Origin of the sequence: Auraticoccus monumenti (assembly GCF_900101785.1) — a bacterium.
Lineage (GTDB): Bacteria > Actinomycetota > Actinomycetes > Propionibacteriales > Propionibacteriaceae > Auraticoccus > Auraticoccus monumenti.
Genome location: NZ_LT629688.1, coordinates 797,603 through 812,346, shown reverse-complemented (window position 1 = coordinate 812,346; position 14,744 = coordinate 797,603). Strand labels below are relative to the sequence as shown.

The window sequence follows — 14,744 nt, the reverse complement described above, 5'->3', positions numbered from 1 at the left end:
GGTGCACCTGCCTGACACCTTCTACCAGCGCGTGCGGACGCGGCTGACCGAGCGGCTGGCTGACGAGCGGCTGGACGGCGTGCTGGTCACCGCCCCCGGCGACGTCGCCTACCTGGCCGGTTTCTTCTACGCCGTCACCGAGCGTCCGGTCTACCTGTGGCTGGGTGCCGACGGGGAGGCCGTGCTGCTCGTCCCGGAGCTGGACGCCGAGTACGCCGAGGCGCAGGGCGTGCACGCCACGCTGCGCACCTACTGGGAGTACCCGGGGACCAGCACGCCCGAGAGCCACCTCGTCGGGGTCGTCCCGCCACGGGCCCGGGTGGGGGTGACCGGCTCGCTGACCACCGGTGCGGCGGTCGCCCTGCGGTCGGCCCTGCCGGGTGCCGAGCTCGTGGCCACCTCCGCCGTGGCCCAGCTCCGGCTGCGCAAGGAACCCGAGGAGCTGGTCTTCCACCGGCAGGCCGCCGAGGTCTGCGACGAGATGCTCGCGGTCGGGCGGGAGATGGTGCAGACGGCCGTGGCGGAGGGTGGGCTGCTGCCCACCGAGGGAGACCTGGCCCGCCACGTCATCGGCCACGGCACCGACCAGATGTACCGGCGCTACGACCACGTGGTCTACACCACCAAGCTGGCCGGGGCGCTGGTCTACGCCGGACCGAACGCCGCTCGCCCCCACGGGTTGCCCAGCCGGCGCCGGCTGCAGCGCGGTGACACCTTCATCCTCTCCCTGGGCGCCGCGGCGGCCAGCCGCTTCGTCGAGAGCGAGCGGACCTTCGTGCTGGGTGAGCCCACCGAGCAGCAGCGCCACCTGTTCGAGGTGGTGCAGCGGGCCCAGCAGGTCGGCACCGAGGCCATGGTGGTGGGCCGCAGCTGCGCCTCGGTCAACCAGGAGTGCCTCGACGTGATCCGCGACGCGGGGCTGGGCGGCTACCTCCGCCACCGCCAGGGTCACGGCATCGGCATCGGCCAGCACGAGCCGCCGTGGGTCGAGGACGGTGACCTGACCATCTTGGCGCCGGGGATGGTCCTGTCCAGCGAGCCCGGCGTCTACGTCCCCGGCCACGCCGGCTACCGCATCTCCGACACCGTGCTGGTGACCGACGCCGGCCCGGAGCGGCTCACCCGCTACCCCCGCAGCCTCGAGGAGAACGTGATCGCGACATGAGCACCCCAGAACGCGAGTTCGACCTGCAGGTCAACGGCGCCAGGCTGAGGATGCAGGTGCTCGGCGCCGACGACGCGCCGGTCCTCCTCGTCCACCACGGCGCCCCCGGGCTGGGGTCGCGATCGGAGCCGGTGCGCTCCTTCGGCCCCTTCGCCGACACCTACCGCGTGGTCACCTTCGACGCCCGGGGATCGGGGGAGTCCGAGGACGTGCCGCCCTACACCCATGCCCAGTGGGTCGCCGACATCGACGCGATCCGCGAGTCGCTGGGGGTGGAGCAGGTGGTGATGGCCGGCGGCTCCTACGGCGGGTTCCTGGCGATGGAGTACACCCTCGCCCACCCCGACAGGGTCAGCGCCCTGGTGCTGCGCGACACCGCGGCCAACACCGACCACGACCACCTAGCCGTGGAGCGCGCCCGCAGCACCGACCGGGTGCCGATCGACGAGTGGACGATCTCCCGGATCGGGACCGGTGCCTTCGCCGACGACACCGAGTTCGAGCGGTACTGGCGGGGCATCCTGCCGCTCTACGACCACGCCTACGACCCGGAGGCGGTCGAGCGGAAGGCGCGCGCGACGCGCTACCACTACGCCACCCACAACGCGGCCTTCGGGCAGAACATGCCGGGCTACGACCTGACCGGCCGGCTGGGGGAGATCCGCTGCCCCACCCTGGTCGTCGTCGGTCGCCACGACTGGCGCACCCCGGTGCCGGCCTCGCAGGCCATCGCCGACGGCATCCCGGGGGCGGAGCTGGTGGTCTTCGAGCACTCGGGCCACTCGCCCCAGCTGGAGGAGCCGGAGGAGTTCCAGCGCGTCGTCCGGGACTTCCTGCGTCGGGCGGGGGTCGGGCGACGATGAGCGAGCCCGTCCTGAGCCTGCGCGGGCTCAGCATCGAGTTCGCCACCAGCCGTGGCGTCGTCCGGGCCGTCCAGGACGTGAGCCTGGACGTGGTCGGCGGGCGGACGCTGGCGCTGCTCGGGGAGTCCGGCTCGGGCAAGTCCGTGACGGCGCAGGCCGTCATGGGTGTGCTGGACAGCCCGCCCGGCCGGGTCACCGCCGGCCAGGTCCTGCTCCGCGGGCGCGACCTGCTGACGGTCCCCGCCGCGGAGCGACGCAAGGCCAACGGCGAGGTGCTGTCCATGGTCTTCCAGGACTCCATGAGCTCGCTCAACCCGGTCTTCACGGTGGGGGAGCAGATCGCCGAGCTGCTGCGCGTCCGGCGAGGGTCCTCGCGCCGGGTGGCGTGGGCGGGCGCGGTCGAGCTGATGGACCGCGTCCGGATCCCGGCCCCGGCCCAGCGGGCCAGGGACTACCCCCACCAGTTCTCCGGTGGCATGCGCCAACGGGTGATGATCGCGATGGCCATCGCGCTGGATCCGGCCGTCCTGATCGCCGACGAGCCCACGACCGCGCTCGACGTGACCGTCCAGGCCCAGATCATGGAGCTGCTGCGCCAGCTGCAGGAGGAGACCGGCATGGGGCTGGTGCTCATCACCCACGACCTGGGCGTGGTCGCGGAGGTCGCCGACGAGGTCGCCATCATGTACGCCGGCCGCATCGTCGAGCAGGGGCCCATTCACCAGCTCTTCGCGCACCCCTCCCACCCGTACACCCGCGGTCTGCTGCGCTCCATCCCCCGGCCCGACCGCGACGACGACGTGCTGTGGGCCATCCCCGGCGCGCCGCCGGACCTGCTCCACCTGGCGTCGGGCTGCTCGTTCCGGAGCCGGTGCGACGTGCCGGTGCAGCGGTGCGCTGACGAACGTCCCGACCTGCAGGTCCCGCACGGCAGCCCGAGCCAGCGCTCGGCCTGCCACCGACGAGAGGAGGTCCTCGGTGGACTCGTCTGAGGTGGTCCTGAGCGTCGAGGCGCTGACCAAGCACTTCCCGGTCCGCGGCGGTCGTTTCGGCCGTGCCGGCTCGGTCGTCAGGGCGCTGGACGGCGTGAGCTTCGAGTTGCGCCGCGGCGAGACGCTGGGCATCGTGGGGGAGTCCGGCTGCGGCAAGTCGACCCTGGCCCGCACCGTGGTCGGGCTGGAGAAGCCGACCTCGGGGGCCGTCCGCTTCCGCGGGGAGGACGTGCACGCACTGGCCGGACGACGGCGCAGCGACGTCCGCCGCCGGGTGCAGATCGTGCTGCAGGACCCGTACTCCTCGCTCAACCCGCGCCGGACCGTGCGCGACACCCTGCTGCAGCCGTTCCGGATCCACCCCTCCATCCTCGCGCCGTCGCGTCGCGGGGCCCGGGTGGTCGAGCTGGCCGAGCTGGTCGGCCTCAACCCCGACCACCTGGACCGCTACCCCTTCCAGTTCTCCGGTGGGCAGCGGCAGCGCATCGGCATCGCCCGGGCGCTGGCCCTCGACCCCGAGGTGGTCGTCTGCGACGAGCCGGTCTCGGCCCTCGACGTCTCCGTCCAGGCCCAGGTGGTCAACCTCCTGCAGCGGCTGCAGGCCGAGCTCGGGCTGGCCTACGTCTTCATCGCCCACGACCTGTCGATCGTCCGCCACATCTCCGACCGCATCGGTGTGATGTACCTCGGCCGGCTGGCCGAGCTGGGCGAGCGTCGAGCCGTCTACGACCACCCCGCCCACCCCTACACCAAGGCGCTGCTGTCGGCCGTCCCCGTGCCCGACCCGCAGGCACGGGGCTCGGGGGAGCGGCTGCTGCTCCCCGGCGACCCGCCCAGCCCCGTCGACCCGCCCAGCGGTTGCCGGTTCCGCACCCGGTGCTGGCAGGCGACCGACCTCTGCGCCACCGCCGAACCACCGCTGGCCGCCGTGCCGGGGCCCGGTCCCCGTGAGGTCGCCTGCCACTTCCCGCTCGTCACCCAGCCCACCAGCCCCCCGCTAGGAGCACCATGCTGAACCCCTCACCCGCCTACTCCGGATACACCGCCTACGGCTACCTCGAGCCCGGGGTGGACTACCAGCCGTTCGAGCTGGCCGCCGAGGTCGGCCGGGTACCCGGCTACGACCTCGCCCTCGACGCCGGGGAGCAGGAGCGGCTCAACCGGCTGCTCAGCGAGAACATCGTCTTCTCCCTGCACGAGCACGCGGTGGTGCTGCCCGAGGACGAGGGGCAGATCCGGCGCTACAACCGCACCGGGCGCCAGCGCACCGGCTACCAGGGGCTGGCCCACTCCCAGCTGACCGCGGTGATCGACAACTTCATGGCCGGGGCCTCGTGCGTCACCAGCACCCGCGGCTGGAAGTGGGACGACATGATCTACGCGCTGGGCTTCCGTCTCGCGGACCTGGCCAAGCAGGACTTCGTCCGGCTGGCCACCAGCACCGCCGACATCCACGCCGCCAAGCGCGACGGCCACCTGGCCCTGGTGGCCGGCTTCGAGTGCTCGACCATGATCGAGAACGAGCTCGACCGGATCGACATGCTCTACGGCTTCGGCGTCCGCCAGCTCGGCATCGCCTACTCCCAGTCCAACATGCTGGGGTCGGGTCTCTCCGAGCCGGGCGACGGCGGCCTGACCACCTTCGGCCGCCGGGCGGTGGAGCGGATGAACAAGCTGGGCATCCTGATCGACATCTCCCACTCCGGTGACCGCACCTGCATGGACACCATCGAGCACTCCTCGGTACCGGTGATGATCACCCACGCCGGGGCGCGCGCGGTGTGGCCGACCGACCGGATGAAGACCGACGAGACGATCATCGCCTGCGCCGAGCGGGGTGGCCTGATCGGCCTGGAGGCGGCTCCGCACACGACCCTGTCCGAGGCCCACCCGGTGCACACCATCGAGTCGGTGATGGACCACTTCCGCTACTGCGTCGACCTGGTGGGCATCGACCACGTGGCCTTCGGGCCCGACACCATGTTCGGCGACCACACCGCCGTGCACCGGGCCTACGCCGGCAACTACGCGCAGAAGTCGCCGGAGGGGGTCGACCACCCGCGGGTGGAGTACGTGGACGGGTTGGAGAACCCGGGGGAGAACTTCATCAACATCACCGGGTGGCTGGTCAGGAACGGCTTCAGCGACGAGGACATCGTCAAGGTGCTGGGCGGCAACGCGATGCGGGTGCTGGAGCGGGTCTGGTAGAACTCTGAGTCAGGAATCTACGGCGCCCCCGCGCCCTGGTCCACGATGGGAACCCGATGAGCAGGCGTGGCAGCGTGGTCGGCACCGTGGTGTCGGATCTGAGGGCCCTGATCGCCCAGTCCTACTCCATCGGTGACCAGCTGCCCAACGAGAAGCTGCTGGCCGAGCAGCTCGACGTCAGCCGGGGCTCGGTCCGTGAGGCGATGGGGATGCTCGCCACGGAGGGGGTCGTCACCCGCAGCTGGGGGGTCGGCACGTTCGTCGCCCCACCCCGCACCAACACCTCGCTGAGCATGTCGGCCATCCAGTCCTACCGGGACCGGGTGCGCGCGGTCGGCCGGTCGGTCGAGCTGCTGGACGCCGGCTACGAGCAGGTGGCGCTCCCCGAGGGCCCCGCGGAGGCCTTCGAGCAGTCCGCCGGGACGCCCGCCTGGCGGGTGGTGCGGTTGTTCGCGGTGGACGGGGTGCCCTCCGCGCACATGGTGGAGCACGTCCCGCTGGTCGTGCACGGCGTCCGGATCGACCCCGTCGGCATGACCACCCTCGAGTCCGACCTCTTCGACATGCTCGACCGGCACCTGCCCGGCATCGTGGCCCACACCACCACCGACGTGGAGGCCGTGGCGGTGCCCAGCGCGCAGGCGGCCGCGCTGCAGGTCCGCGCGGGGGTCCCGGTGCTGCGCACCGAGCAGGTGACCGTCGACGGGCACGGCCACGCCCTGGCCCACGGCATCACCCTGCAGCGGACCGACGTCATGCGGATGCGCATCGCCCGCTGACCGACCGCCCGGGTCGAGCGCCTGCTGGACGGACCGGCGGTGCGGCGGGCGGCAGGGGTGGGCCAGCCGTCCGGCTCACCGGCCGACCGGCTCCTCCACGGAGTCCGGGTGCAGGTCGCCGGTACCCCGCTCGAACAGCTCCGGCCCGATCCGGCGGCTGCGGACCGCGAACAGCACGGCGACCAGGGCGAAGACCACGGCCACCCCGAGGAACACCGGCAGCGAGACGCCCGAGGCGGGCAGCAGCAGGGCGGCGAGCACGGCGGCCAGCACCTGGGTGGTGTTGAAGACCATGTCGTAGACCACGAACACGCGGCCCTTGAACTCGTCGTCGACGTGGGCCTGGACCAGGGTGTCCACGCAGATCTTGAGCGACTGGGAGGAGATCCCCAGCAGGAACCCGGCGACCACCAGCGTCGGCTGGGTGAAGATGCTGCCGGGCAGCGCCTGCACGACGGCCCCGGCAGCCAGCAGCAGCACCACCCAGCGGCGCAGCCCGATCCGGGCGGTGACGAAGGGCGTGACCACCGCGGAGAGCACGAACCCGGCTCCGGTGGCGCCGAGCCACAGACCCAGGGCGGCGATCGCGGCGTCGGCCTCGTCCACGGCGTAGAAGGTGTTGCGGTAGACCAGGATCGCCCCCACGGTGACGATGCCGTAGCCGATCCGCTGCAGGCCGATGGTCACCAGCCCCAGCGCGGCCGGCCGGCGCTCGGCCAGGTGGCGCAGCGCGTCGCCGAGACCGGAGAGGACGTCCCTGGCCACCCAGCCGACACCTCGACCGACGGCCTGGGCGAGCTCGCGGGCGTCCGGGCCGAGGGAGGGCCGCGGGATCCGCAGCGCCAGCACCACGCTGACCGCGAACCCGAGCGCGCAGGCCACGAAGATCAGCATGTCGGCGGTGGTGGCGCCGAGCACCGGGCCGACGAGCGCCCGGATGGCGAAGGCGGTCCCCGCGCCGACGATCACCCCGGCCGGTCCGACGGTGGGCATCACCGAGCTGGCCACCAGGTACTCGTCCTCGTCCACGGTGTGCGGGAGCGCGGCGGACATGCCGGCCATCACGAACCGGTTGATGCTCATGGCCAGCAGCACCGTCACGTAGAAGGCGGCCATCGCCCACGCCCGGTCGGTGCCGACCACGACCAGCCCCGCCAGCACCAGCGCGAGGCCGATCCTGGCCGCGTCGGCGATCAGGATGACCTGACGGCGGTTCCAGCGGTCGAGCGCGCCGCTGACGAAGGGGCCGAGCACGGAGAAGGGGAGCAGCGTGATGGCCAGCACGCCGACGATGGCCCAGGCGCTGGTCTGGGTCTGGGGGCTGAACAGCAGGTAGGAGGCCATCCCGACCTGCAGGATGCCGTCGCTGGCCTGGGTGGCGATCCGCACGGCCAGCAGCCGCCGGAACAGCTGGTGGCGCCACAACCGGCGCAACGCCCGCACGAACTCCAACCCACGACCCACTCGAACTCGCCGGCGGCTGCCGGATGCTGTGCCGCCCGGGGCGGCGTCGACCCATCGGGCCGGACCGCCCCGATGCTACGTGACCACACGGCGTGCATCCCGACTCGGCAGCGGGTCTCGCGGCGCCCGGCGTGCACAACCGGTCGCCCAGCAGACGTCTCTGCACCATGGTCGAGAGCCGTCCGCTGAGCGCCCGGTTCTGCGCACCACAGGCCGTGGCCCCTGGGTCGCCCCGCGCCCGAGGGCTACGGTCAGGACGTGGAAGAGATCGTGATCTGCTCGCCGCTGCGCACCCCGGTCGGACGGTTCGGTGGGGCGCTGTCCGCCGTCGGGCCGGTCGAGCTGGCCACCACGGTGCTGCGCGAGCTGGTGGAGCGCACCGGCCTCGAGCCCGGCGACGTCGACGACGTGGTGCTCGGCTGGTGCAGCCCCAACGGCGAGGCGCCGGCGATCGGGCGGGTGGTCGCGCTCGACGGTGGTCTGGGCACCTCGGTCCCGGGGCAGCAGGTCGACCGGCGCTGCGGCTCGGGGCTGCAGGCGGTGCTGACCGCGGCCGGGGCGATCGCCACCGGCGGGGCGCGGGCGGTGGTGGCCGGCGGGGTGGAGTCGATGTCGCAGGTGGAGCACTACGCGCTCGGGCTGCGCAGCGGCATCCGCTCCGGCGGCGTGGAGCTGGCCGACCGGCTGGAGCGGGCCCGCGTCACCGCGGGCGGTGCCAGCCACCCGGTCCCGGGCGGGATGGTGGAGACGGCGGAGAACCTGCGCCACGACTTCTCGATCAGCCGCGAGGACCAGGACGCCCTCGCGCTGCGCTCCCACCAGCGGGCGGTCGCCGCGCACGAGGCGGGCTGGTTCGCCGAGGAGCTGGTCCCGGTGCGGGTCCCCGGACGACGCGGCGCCCCCGACACCGTGGTGGACCGCGACGAGCACCCTCGGGCCGACGCCGACCTCGACGGCCTGGCCCGGCTGCGTCCGGTGCTCGGCCGGGCCGACCCCGGGGCCACCGTCACCGCCGGCAACGCCAGCGGGCAGAACGACGGCGCCGCGCTCTGCCTGGTCACCACCGCGGACGAGGCCGAGCGGCGCGGGTGGCAGCCGGTGCTGGCGCTGCGCTCGTGGGCGCTGTCGGGCGTGGAGCCGGAGCGGATGGGACTGGGTCCGGTGCCCGCCACCCGGCAGGCGCTCGCCCGTGCCGGGCTGGAGCTCACCGACCTCGACCTGATCGAGCTCAACGAGGCCTTCGCCGCCCAGGTGCTGGCATGTCTGCAGCAGCTCGACCTCGACCCCCTCGACGAGCGGATCAACCCCTGCGGGTCGGGTATCTCGCTGGGTCACCCGGTCGGCGCCACCGGGGCCCGGGTCCTGGCCACGCTGGCCGGCGAGCTCACCCGGCGGCAGGGCCGCTACGCGCTGGAGACGATGTGCATCGGCGGCGGTCAGGGACTCGCGGCCGTGTTCGAGCGCGTGGCCTGACCAGGCTGCCCAGTGCCCCGACCGGCTGCGGTGTGCCTCCGGGCGCTGCTGGACCACGGCGGCGCCGCCCCGCGCCCGGTGAGGGTTGGCGCGGGGTGTGTCCCGGGTGCCCGCCAGGGGTCAGGCGGCGGTCACACCGTCGGTCCGTGGCACCGCGGGCTCGGCCAGCGCGCCCCGACGCGGCGCGAGCAGGACGGCGGCCACCAGCAGCAGCACGGCGCTGATCGCGGAGAAGATCCAGAACGGGGTCGCCGGGATGCCGCCCGGGTCCTGCACCAGGTTGAGGGCCGACATCGGCAGGGCGTGGGCGAGGACCGCCGGCCAGACGCTGCCGAAGCGGGTGACCACCGCGCTGAGGAAGAGCCCGAGGGGGAGCAGCAGGAGGGTGCTGCTCAGGGCGACGTGGGGCGGCAGGGTGCCCTGGAGCACGAAGGTGCCGTGCAGCGGCAGGTGGAAGACCACCCAGACCGCGGCGACGACCACCGAGGCCCGCCAGAAGCCCCACGGCGCGAGCAGCCGCTGGAGATGACCCCGCCAGGCCGCCTCCTCCCCGAAGGTGCTGAGTGAGTACACGACGACGATCGGCACCACGACGAGCAGGATCGTCAGCAGCTCACCACCCGACACCATGGTCACGATCCCGAGGGCACCGCCCAGCACCGCCGTCGCCAGGTAGACCGCGAGCAGGACACCTACCGACACCACCGCACCGGTGAGGAACCGCCGCCAGCCAGCGGGGCGCAGCGCCCACCAGGTGGCCAGTCCGCCGGGCAGCGGCACCAGCCGCAGCACGAGCAGGGACACCAGGGCCGGGATCCACCGTCCGACGACGACCACCCAGCTCGGCAGGGTCCAGCCGGCAACCAGGAAGACCGCGCAGAGCGCCGTCACCACGGCGATCGTCAGGACGGAGAGGAGGACGGCCGCACGGAGCGGAGCGGCATTTGTTCGCTGCACAAACCGAACGCTAGCATGTCGCCGTGGACGGGCCGGGACGACGACGTGGCCCTCGCGGGGACCTGTCCCGGGAGGCGGTGCTGGCCGCGGCGGAGCGGGTCCTGCGTGCCGAGGGGCTGGCCGGGCTGTCGCTGCGGGCCGTGGCCCGGGAGGCCGGGACGGCACCCAACGCCGTCTACACCTACGTGCCGACCATGGCCGCGCTGCGCAACGACCTCGCCGACGCCTTCCTGGCCCGCCTCGACCTCGACCTCCTGCTCCCCGAGGGGTCGCGGGGTCCGGACCAGCCGGTCGGGGCCGGGGGACCTCCGGAGGACCCCCGCGAGACGCTGCGGCGGTTCCTGCAGCACGTGCTGGAGCACTTCGAGGGCTCGCCCCGGCTGGTGGAGCTGCTGGCCGGTCAGCGGGTGGTCGGAGCGGGTGCGCTGGCGCTGCACGAGGCGCTGCTGACCTTCTTCGAGAACCGTCTCGGCTGGGACCTGGCCCGGGCCGCCGACGCCACCCTGTTCCTCACCGAGTGGGTGCACGGGCACCTGGTGCTCGGGCCGTCGAACGCCCAGCCGCTGGACCCCGACGTGGCACGCCGCGCCGACCTGTCGGCCCACCCCCGCTCGGCCGCCGCACTCCAGCTGCCGGCGGGCGCGGCCCTCGGGCTCCCGCTGCGAGCGCTCTTCGGTGACCCTGCGGTCTAGCTGCCGCCGTCACCGCCGTGTGACGAGGGCCTCACCCGCGACGGTCCCGGTAACCGGCCGGCAGGCGACCGGTGGAGGGGCGCCGACGGGCCACCTCGGCCGCTACCACCCGGCAGGTACCGTGGGCCCTCACACCGGGTGGGAGGTGCGTCATGGGCGACTGGTTGTCCGAGAACGGCTGGGCGCTCTGGATGGTTGCCGCCGTGCTGCTCGGGATCACCGAGCTGCTCTCCCTCGACCTGTTCCTGATCATGCTCGCCGCCGGGGCGCTGGCCGGCGGGCTGACCGCCGTCGTCGCCCCGGACCTGTGGTGGCTGCAGGCTCTGGTCGCGGCCTCGGTCTCGGGGCTGTCGCTGGGGCTGCTCCGGCCGACCCTGCTGGCCCGGGTCCGCAGCATGCCGGGCTACCGCTCGTCGGTGTCCACGCTGGTCGGGCGCCCGGGGCGGGTCACGGTGGCGGTGGCCGACGGGCTGGGCGAGGTGAAGGTGGACGGCCAGACGTGGTCGGCCCGTCCCTACGACGAGACGATGGAGCTCGACGTGGGCACGGAGATCGAGGTGTTCGAGCTGGACGGGACGGTGGTCGTGGTCTACCCACGCCACCTCGGGCTGGAGGGAAGCTGATGGAGTACGTCCTCACGATCCTGGTGCTGGTGCTGGTCGCCACGATGCTGGTGATGTCGGTGCGCATCGTCCGGCAGCAGCGGGTGGGCATCGTCGAGCGGCTGGGCAAGTTCCACCGCCAGCTCGACCCCGGTCCGCACCTGGTGATCCCGTTCATCGACCGCGTCACCGAGACCCTCGACATGCGCGAGCAGGTCGTCCCCTTCCCGCCGCAGGGCGTGATCACCGAGGACAACCTGATGGTCTCGATCGACTCCGTCATCTACTTCCAGGTGATCGACCCGGTCCGCGCGAACTACGAGGCCCAGGACTACACCGCCGCCATCGAGCAGCTGACCCAGACCACGCTCCGCAACATCATCGGCGGGCTCGACCTGGAGCAGACCCTGACCAGCCGCGAGGAGATCAACGGCAAGCTGCGGCTGGTGCTGGACGAGGCCACCGGCAAGTGGGGGATCAAGGTCAACCGGGTGGAGCTCCGCTCGATCGAGCCGCCGCCCACGATCCGCGACGCGATGGAGAAGGGCGCCCGGGCCGAGCGCGAGAAGCGCGCCCAGATCCTGCTGGCCGAGGGTCAGCGGCAGTCCCAGATCCTGTCCGCCGGCGGTGACCGCGAGTCGGCCATCCTCCGGGCCCAGGGTGACCGGGAGTCCCAGGTGCTGCGCGCCCAGGCCGAGCGGCAGGCCAAGATGCTGACCGCCGAGGGTGAGGCCCAGGCCATCACCACGGTGTTCAGCGCCATCCACGCCGGTCAGCCTGACCAGTCGCTGCTGGCCTACCAGTACCTGCAGATGCTGCCCGAGATCGCCAAGGGCGACGCCAACAAGGTGTGGGTCATCCCCAGCGAGGTCACCAAGGCGCTGGAGGGGCTGGGCAACGCCCTCGGGTCCGGGGACTCCGACGCGGGGGAGCGGTTCAGGTCCGCGATCGGTGAGTTCAGCGCCCCGCCCAAGGTCGACGTGATGGCCGAGATCGCCGAGCAGAAGCACCAGGACGCCGCCGAGAGCGCCCGCACGGTCGAGAAGGCGGTGGCCGAGGCCCGGTCGCTGGAGCAGCAGAACCCGCTCCGCCGGCCGCCGCTGGGTCGTCAGGAGGAGCCGCGTCAGGTCGAGGGCCGAGCGCCCGGCTCGTACGCACCGCCGCCCTACCGGACGACCGCCGGCCCCTCGAGCCAGCAGCCGCCGGCTCAGGGCCCCGGCTTCACCTCGCCCGGGAGCCCCACCAGCGGGTCCTGAGCCGACCACCGGCCACGCGCGGGAGCCAGCGCACGACGTCCCGCCGCGACGACGCGGCGGGACGTCGTGCGCTGGTGTCGCTGACACCGGCGGCTGGGACGACCGGCGGAGCTCGACCGCCGGATCGGCGCCGGTCAGACCAGCAGCGAGGCCAGCAGCAGGGTGCCGGCCAGCAGCCCGGAGACCGTGCGGACGTGGTTGCCGGCCACCCAGCTGCGGAGCCACCCGGGCCAGGACCCGGCGTCGGTCTGCGGGTCCAGGCGGGCCAGCCGGTCGTTGCGGGGGACGTGGAAGGCGGCGGTGACCACGGCCACCCCGAGCAGGTGGGTGAGCGCCCCGGCGATCACGAGAGCCGACGCCGGTCCCTGCCAGGCCAGCACGGCGCGCACCGCGAGGACCACGCCCAGCAGCGCCGGGCCGAACACCAGGGCCATGAAGGACGCCGACCGCGGCGCGGCCCGGTTCACCTCCTGCATCGCCGCCAGCCCGGACGGGCCGGGCAGCCGGCCCAGCGCCCTGGTGGTGAACGTCGAGTAGGTGAGGAAGGCGCCGCCGCAGGCCGCCGCGGCCAGGGCGGTCAGCGCGGTGAGCACCACCCAGGGAGTCGTCATGGCCCCACTCCACCGGAGCGACGGCGTCGCGGTCCAGCCGGTGTCGCGGACCGGGGTGCGACGTGGCCTCAGGGGATGCGGATGCCCACCCCCGGGCCCATGTCCAGACCGGCGAAGTAGAAGACGGCCAGGACGCCGGCCCAGGCCAGCCAGAAGGGCACCACGAAGGGCAGCATCCGCGATATCACCGTGCCCAGCCCGGCGCCGGGCTCGTAGCGCTTCACCATCATCAGCAGCACGAACAGGTACGGGTTCATCGGCGTGATCACCTGGGTGGCGGAGTCGCCGACGCGGAAGGCGCCCTGGATGAACCCGGGCTCGAACCCGAGCAGGGCGAACATCGGCACGAACACCGCGCCCACCAGCGTCCACATCGACGACCCGCTGACGATGAACAGGTTGAGCAGCGAGCACAGCACCATGAAGCCGAGCACCGCGGGGAAGCCGACCAGCCCGGCGCCCTCGAGGCCGCGGGCCCCGTTGACCGCCAGCACCGAGCCGACGTTGGACCAGTTGAAGAGGGCGATGAACTGCCCGAGCATGAAGGCCAGCACGATGAACGAGGACATGTCCTTGATGCCCTGGCCCATCACCTTGGGGACGTCGGCGGCCGTGCGCAGGGTGCCGGCCACGAAGCCGTAGACCAGACCGGGGGCCAGGAACAGCGCGAAGACGATGAACACCACGGAGTCCAGCAGCGGTGACTCCGGCAGGAAGCCGCCGTCGGGGTTCCGCCACGGCGACGCGGGCGCCAGCATGGCCACCGCCAGCACCGCGGCCAGCCCTGCCGTCACGAGCGCGGCCACCACGAACCCGCGCTTCTCCGGCGCGGTCAGGGTGGCCGACATCGGGGTGGCCTCGCGCACCTGCCCCGACGTCTCGGCGTCGTCCAGCGTGCCCTCGTCGGTCTCGGCGACCTCCTCGGTGGGGACGCCCTCGCGCACCATCCGCGGCTCGATCACCCGGTCGATCACGAACCCGGCCAGCAGCGCCAGCACGACGGAGGCGGCGACGTTGAAGAAGTAGTTGGAGATCGGGGTGACGGTGGCGCCCGGGTCGGGCAGACCGGTGGTGACGCTGTTGGTGATGCCGGCGAACAGGGCGTCCAGGCTGGTGACCAGCGGGGAGGTGGAGTAGCCGGCGCCCGCGGCGGCGAACCCACCGATGAGCCCGGCCATCGGGTGCCGGCCGGCTGCCTTGAACACCATCGCGGCCAGCGGTGGGATGACGATCATGCAGGCGTCGGCCATCACCGAGGAGGTGACGCCCACGATCCCGACCGCGTAGGGCAGCGCCCAGCGGGGTGCGGACCCGAGCAGCAGCCGGACGCCCGCGCCGAGGAAGCCCGTCCGCTCGGCCACGGTGACGGCCAGCAGGATGGTCAGCACCGTCTGCAGCGGCGGGAAGCCGATGAAGTTCTCCCCGACGCTGGTGGTGAACCAGGTCAGCCCGGCGCTGGTGAACAGGCCCCGGACCGCCCGCGGCTCCTCCGCCCCGGGCAGCGTCACCTCGGTGCCGGCCAGGTCCAGCACGGTCGAGATGATCCCCACCAGCAGGAACAGCCCCAGGAACAGGATGAACGGGTCGGGCAGCTTGTTGCCGGCGCGTTCCACCCCCGCGAGCAGGCGGTCGGTGCGGGTGAGCGGTGCGGTGGCGGTGCTCATGGTGCTCCCGTCGCGGGT

General features: G+C 73.0%; 14 protein-coding genes. 10 read left to right on the top strand and 4 right to left on the bottom strand.

Going from position 1 to position 14,744, the window contains the following annotated elements; all coding sequences use genetic code 11:
• The first annotated feature begins 1 nt into the window (after position 1).
• From BLT52_RS03660 to BLT52_RS03635, 6 genes are read left to right on the top strand one after another with little or no spacing between them, the layout of a single operon-like run.
• A complete protein-coding gene (locus BLT52_RS03660; protein ID WP_090590743.1) occupies positions 2 to 1,165 on the top strand; it encodes a M24 family metallopeptidase in 1,164 nt (387 codons plus the stop codon).
• Positions 1,162 to 2,028, top strand: a complete 867-nt coding sequence (locus tag BLT52_RS03655) for an alpha/beta fold hydrolase (protein ID WP_090590742.1) — start codon at positions 1,162 to 1,164, stop codon at positions 2,026 to 2,028. Before BLT52_RS03660 ends, BLT52_RS03655 begins: the two co-directional genes overlap by 4 nt.
• Positions 2,025 to 3,020: an ABC transporter ATP-binding protein gene (locus tag BLT52_RS03650; protein WP_090590739.1), complete on the top strand. Its 996-nt coding sequence runs from the start codon at positions 2,025 to 2,027 to the stop codon at positions 3,018 to 3,020. The genes BLT52_RS03655 and BLT52_RS03650 overlap by 4 nt, the downstream gene beginning before the upstream one ends.
• Positions 3,007 to 4,035 (top strand): ABC transporter ATP-binding protein, encoded by a 1,029-nt coding sequence (locus tag BLT52_RS03645; RefSeq protein WP_090590737.1) that lies wholly within the window; start codon positions 3,007 to 3,009, stop codon positions 4,033 to 4,035. Before BLT52_RS03650 ends, BLT52_RS03645 begins: the two co-directional genes overlap by 14 nt.
• A complete protein-coding gene (locus BLT52_RS03640; protein ID WP_090590735.1) occupies positions 4,029 to 5,228 on the top strand; it encodes a dipeptidase in 1,200 nt (399 codons plus the stop codon). The genes BLT52_RS03645 and BLT52_RS03640 overlap by 7 nt, the downstream gene beginning before the upstream one ends.
• Positions 5,229 to 5,284: 56 nt before the next feature.
• Positions 5,285 to 6,007: a GntR family transcriptional regulator gene (locus BLT52_RS03635; protein WP_090590732.1), complete on the top strand. Its 723-nt coding sequence runs from the start codon at positions 5,285 to 5,287 to the stop codon at positions 6,005 to 6,007.
• A 75-nt stretch (positions 6,008 to 6,082) separates the two neighbouring features.
• On the opposite strand, the gene BLT52_RS03630 is transcribed toward BLT52_RS03635, so the two are convergent.
• Positions 6,083 to 7,450 (bottom strand): MFS transporter, encoded by a 1,368-nt coding sequence (locus BLT52_RS03630; protein ID WP_331712563.1) that lies wholly within the window; start codon positions 7,448 to 7,450, stop codon positions 6,083 to 6,085.
• A gap of 279 nt (positions 7,451 to 7,729) precedes the next feature.
• On the opposite strand from BLT52_RS03630, the gene BLT52_RS03625 reads away from it, so the two are divergent.
• Positions 7,730 to 8,944 carry an acetyl-CoA C-acetyltransferase gene (locus tag BLT52_RS03625; protein ID WP_197679178.1) on the top strand — a complete coding sequence of 405 codons (1,215 nt, stop codon included), beginning with the start codon at positions 7,730 to 7,732 and terminating at the stop codon, positions 8,942 to 8,944.
• 120 nt (positions 8,945 to 9,064) lie between these two features.
• On the opposite strand, the gene BLT52_RS03620 is transcribed toward BLT52_RS03625, so the two are convergent.
• Positions 9,065 to 9,901: a CPBP family glutamic-type intramembrane protease gene (locus tag BLT52_RS03620; RefSeq protein WP_157676957.1), complete on the bottom strand. Its 837-nt coding sequence runs from the start codon at positions 9,899 to 9,901 to the stop codon at positions 9,065 to 9,067.
• 23 nt (positions 9,902 to 9,924) lie between these two features.
• On the opposite strand from BLT52_RS03620, the gene BLT52_RS03615 reads away from it, so the two are divergent.
• The 3 genes from BLT52_RS03615 to BLT52_RS03605 all read left to right on the top strand — a co-directional run bounded on the left by BLT52_RS03615 (position 9,925) and on the right by BLT52_RS03605 (position 12,451).
• The gene (locus BLT52_RS03615; RefSeq protein ID WP_090590727.1) at positions 9,925 to 10,593 is read left to right on the top strand and encodes a TetR/AcrR family transcriptional regulator; all 669 of its coding nucleotides are present in this window, start codon (positions 9,925 to 9,927) and stop codon (positions 10,591 to 10,593) included.
• 152 nt (positions 10,594 to 10,745) lie between these two features.
• The gene (locus BLT52_RS03610) at positions 10,746 to 11,216 is read left to right on the top strand and encodes an NfeD family protein (protein ID WP_090590724.1); all 471 of its coding nucleotides are present in this window, start codon (positions 10,746 to 10,748) and stop codon (positions 11,214 to 11,216) included.
• A 44-nt stretch (positions 11,217 to 11,260) separates the two neighbouring features.
• The gene (locus tag BLT52_RS03605; protein ID WP_407922621.1) at positions 11,261 to 12,451 is read left to right on the top strand and encodes an SPFH domain-containing protein; all 1,191 of its coding nucleotides are present in this window, start codon (positions 11,261 to 11,263) and stop codon (positions 12,449 to 12,451) included.
• 134 nt (positions 12,452 to 12,585) lie between these two features.
• Here BLT52_RS03605 and BLT52_RS03600 read toward each other — a convergent pair whose 3' ends face one another.
• Both BLT52_RS03600 and BLT52_RS03595 read right to left on the bottom strand, forming a co-directional pair.
• Positions 12,586 to 13,062 (bottom strand): anthrone oxygenase family protein, encoded by a 477-nt coding sequence (locus BLT52_RS03600; RefSeq protein WP_090590722.1) that lies wholly within the window; start codon positions 13,060 to 13,062, stop codon positions 12,586 to 12,588.
• A gap of 68 nt (positions 13,063 to 13,130) precedes the next feature.
• On the bottom strand, positions 13,131 to 14,726 hold the full coding sequence (locus BLT52_RS03595) for an AbgT family transporter (RefSeq protein WP_090590720.1): 1,596 nt from the start codon (positions 14,724 to 14,726) through the stop codon (positions 13,131 to 13,133).
• Positions 14,727 to 14,744 lie beyond the last annotated feature (18 nt).

What these genes read in the sequence shown, in the direction of transcription:
- BLT52_RS03655 (WP_090590742.1), top strand. Translation starts at nt 1,162, where the DNA reads ATGAGCACCCCAGAACGCGAGTTCGACCTGCAGGTCAACGGCGCCAGG.
- BLT52_RS03650 (WP_090590739.1), top strand. Translation starts at nt 2,025, where the DNA reads ATGAGCGAGCCCGTCCTGAGCCTGCGCGGGCTCAGCATCGAGTTCGCC.
- BLT52_RS03640 (WP_090590735.1), top strand. Translation starts at nt 4,029, where the DNA reads ATGCTGAACCCCTCACCCGCCTACTCCGGATACACCGCCTACGGCTAC.
- BLT52_RS03635 (WP_090590732.1), top strand. Translation starts at nt 5,285, where the DNA reads ATGAGCAGGCGTGGCAGCGTGGTCGGCACCGTGGTGTCGGATCTGAGG.
- BLT52_RS03610 (WP_090590724.1), top strand. Translation starts at nt 10,746, where the DNA reads ATGGGCGACTGGTTGTCCGAGAACGGCTGGGCGCTCTGGATGGTTGCC.
- BLT52_RS03605 (WP_407922621.1), top strand. Translation starts at nt 11,261, where the DNA reads ATGCTGGTGATGTCGGTGCGCATCGTCCGGCAGCAGCGGGTGGGCATC.
- BLT52_RS03600 (WP_090590722.1), bottom strand. Translation starts at nt 13,062, where the DNA reads ATGACGACTCCCTGGGTGGTGCTCACCGCGCTGACCGCCCTGGCCGCG.
- BLT52_RS03595 (WP_090590720.1), bottom strand. Translation starts at nt 14,726, where the DNA reads ATGAGCACCGCCACCGCACCGCTCACCCGCACCGACCGCCTGCTCGCG.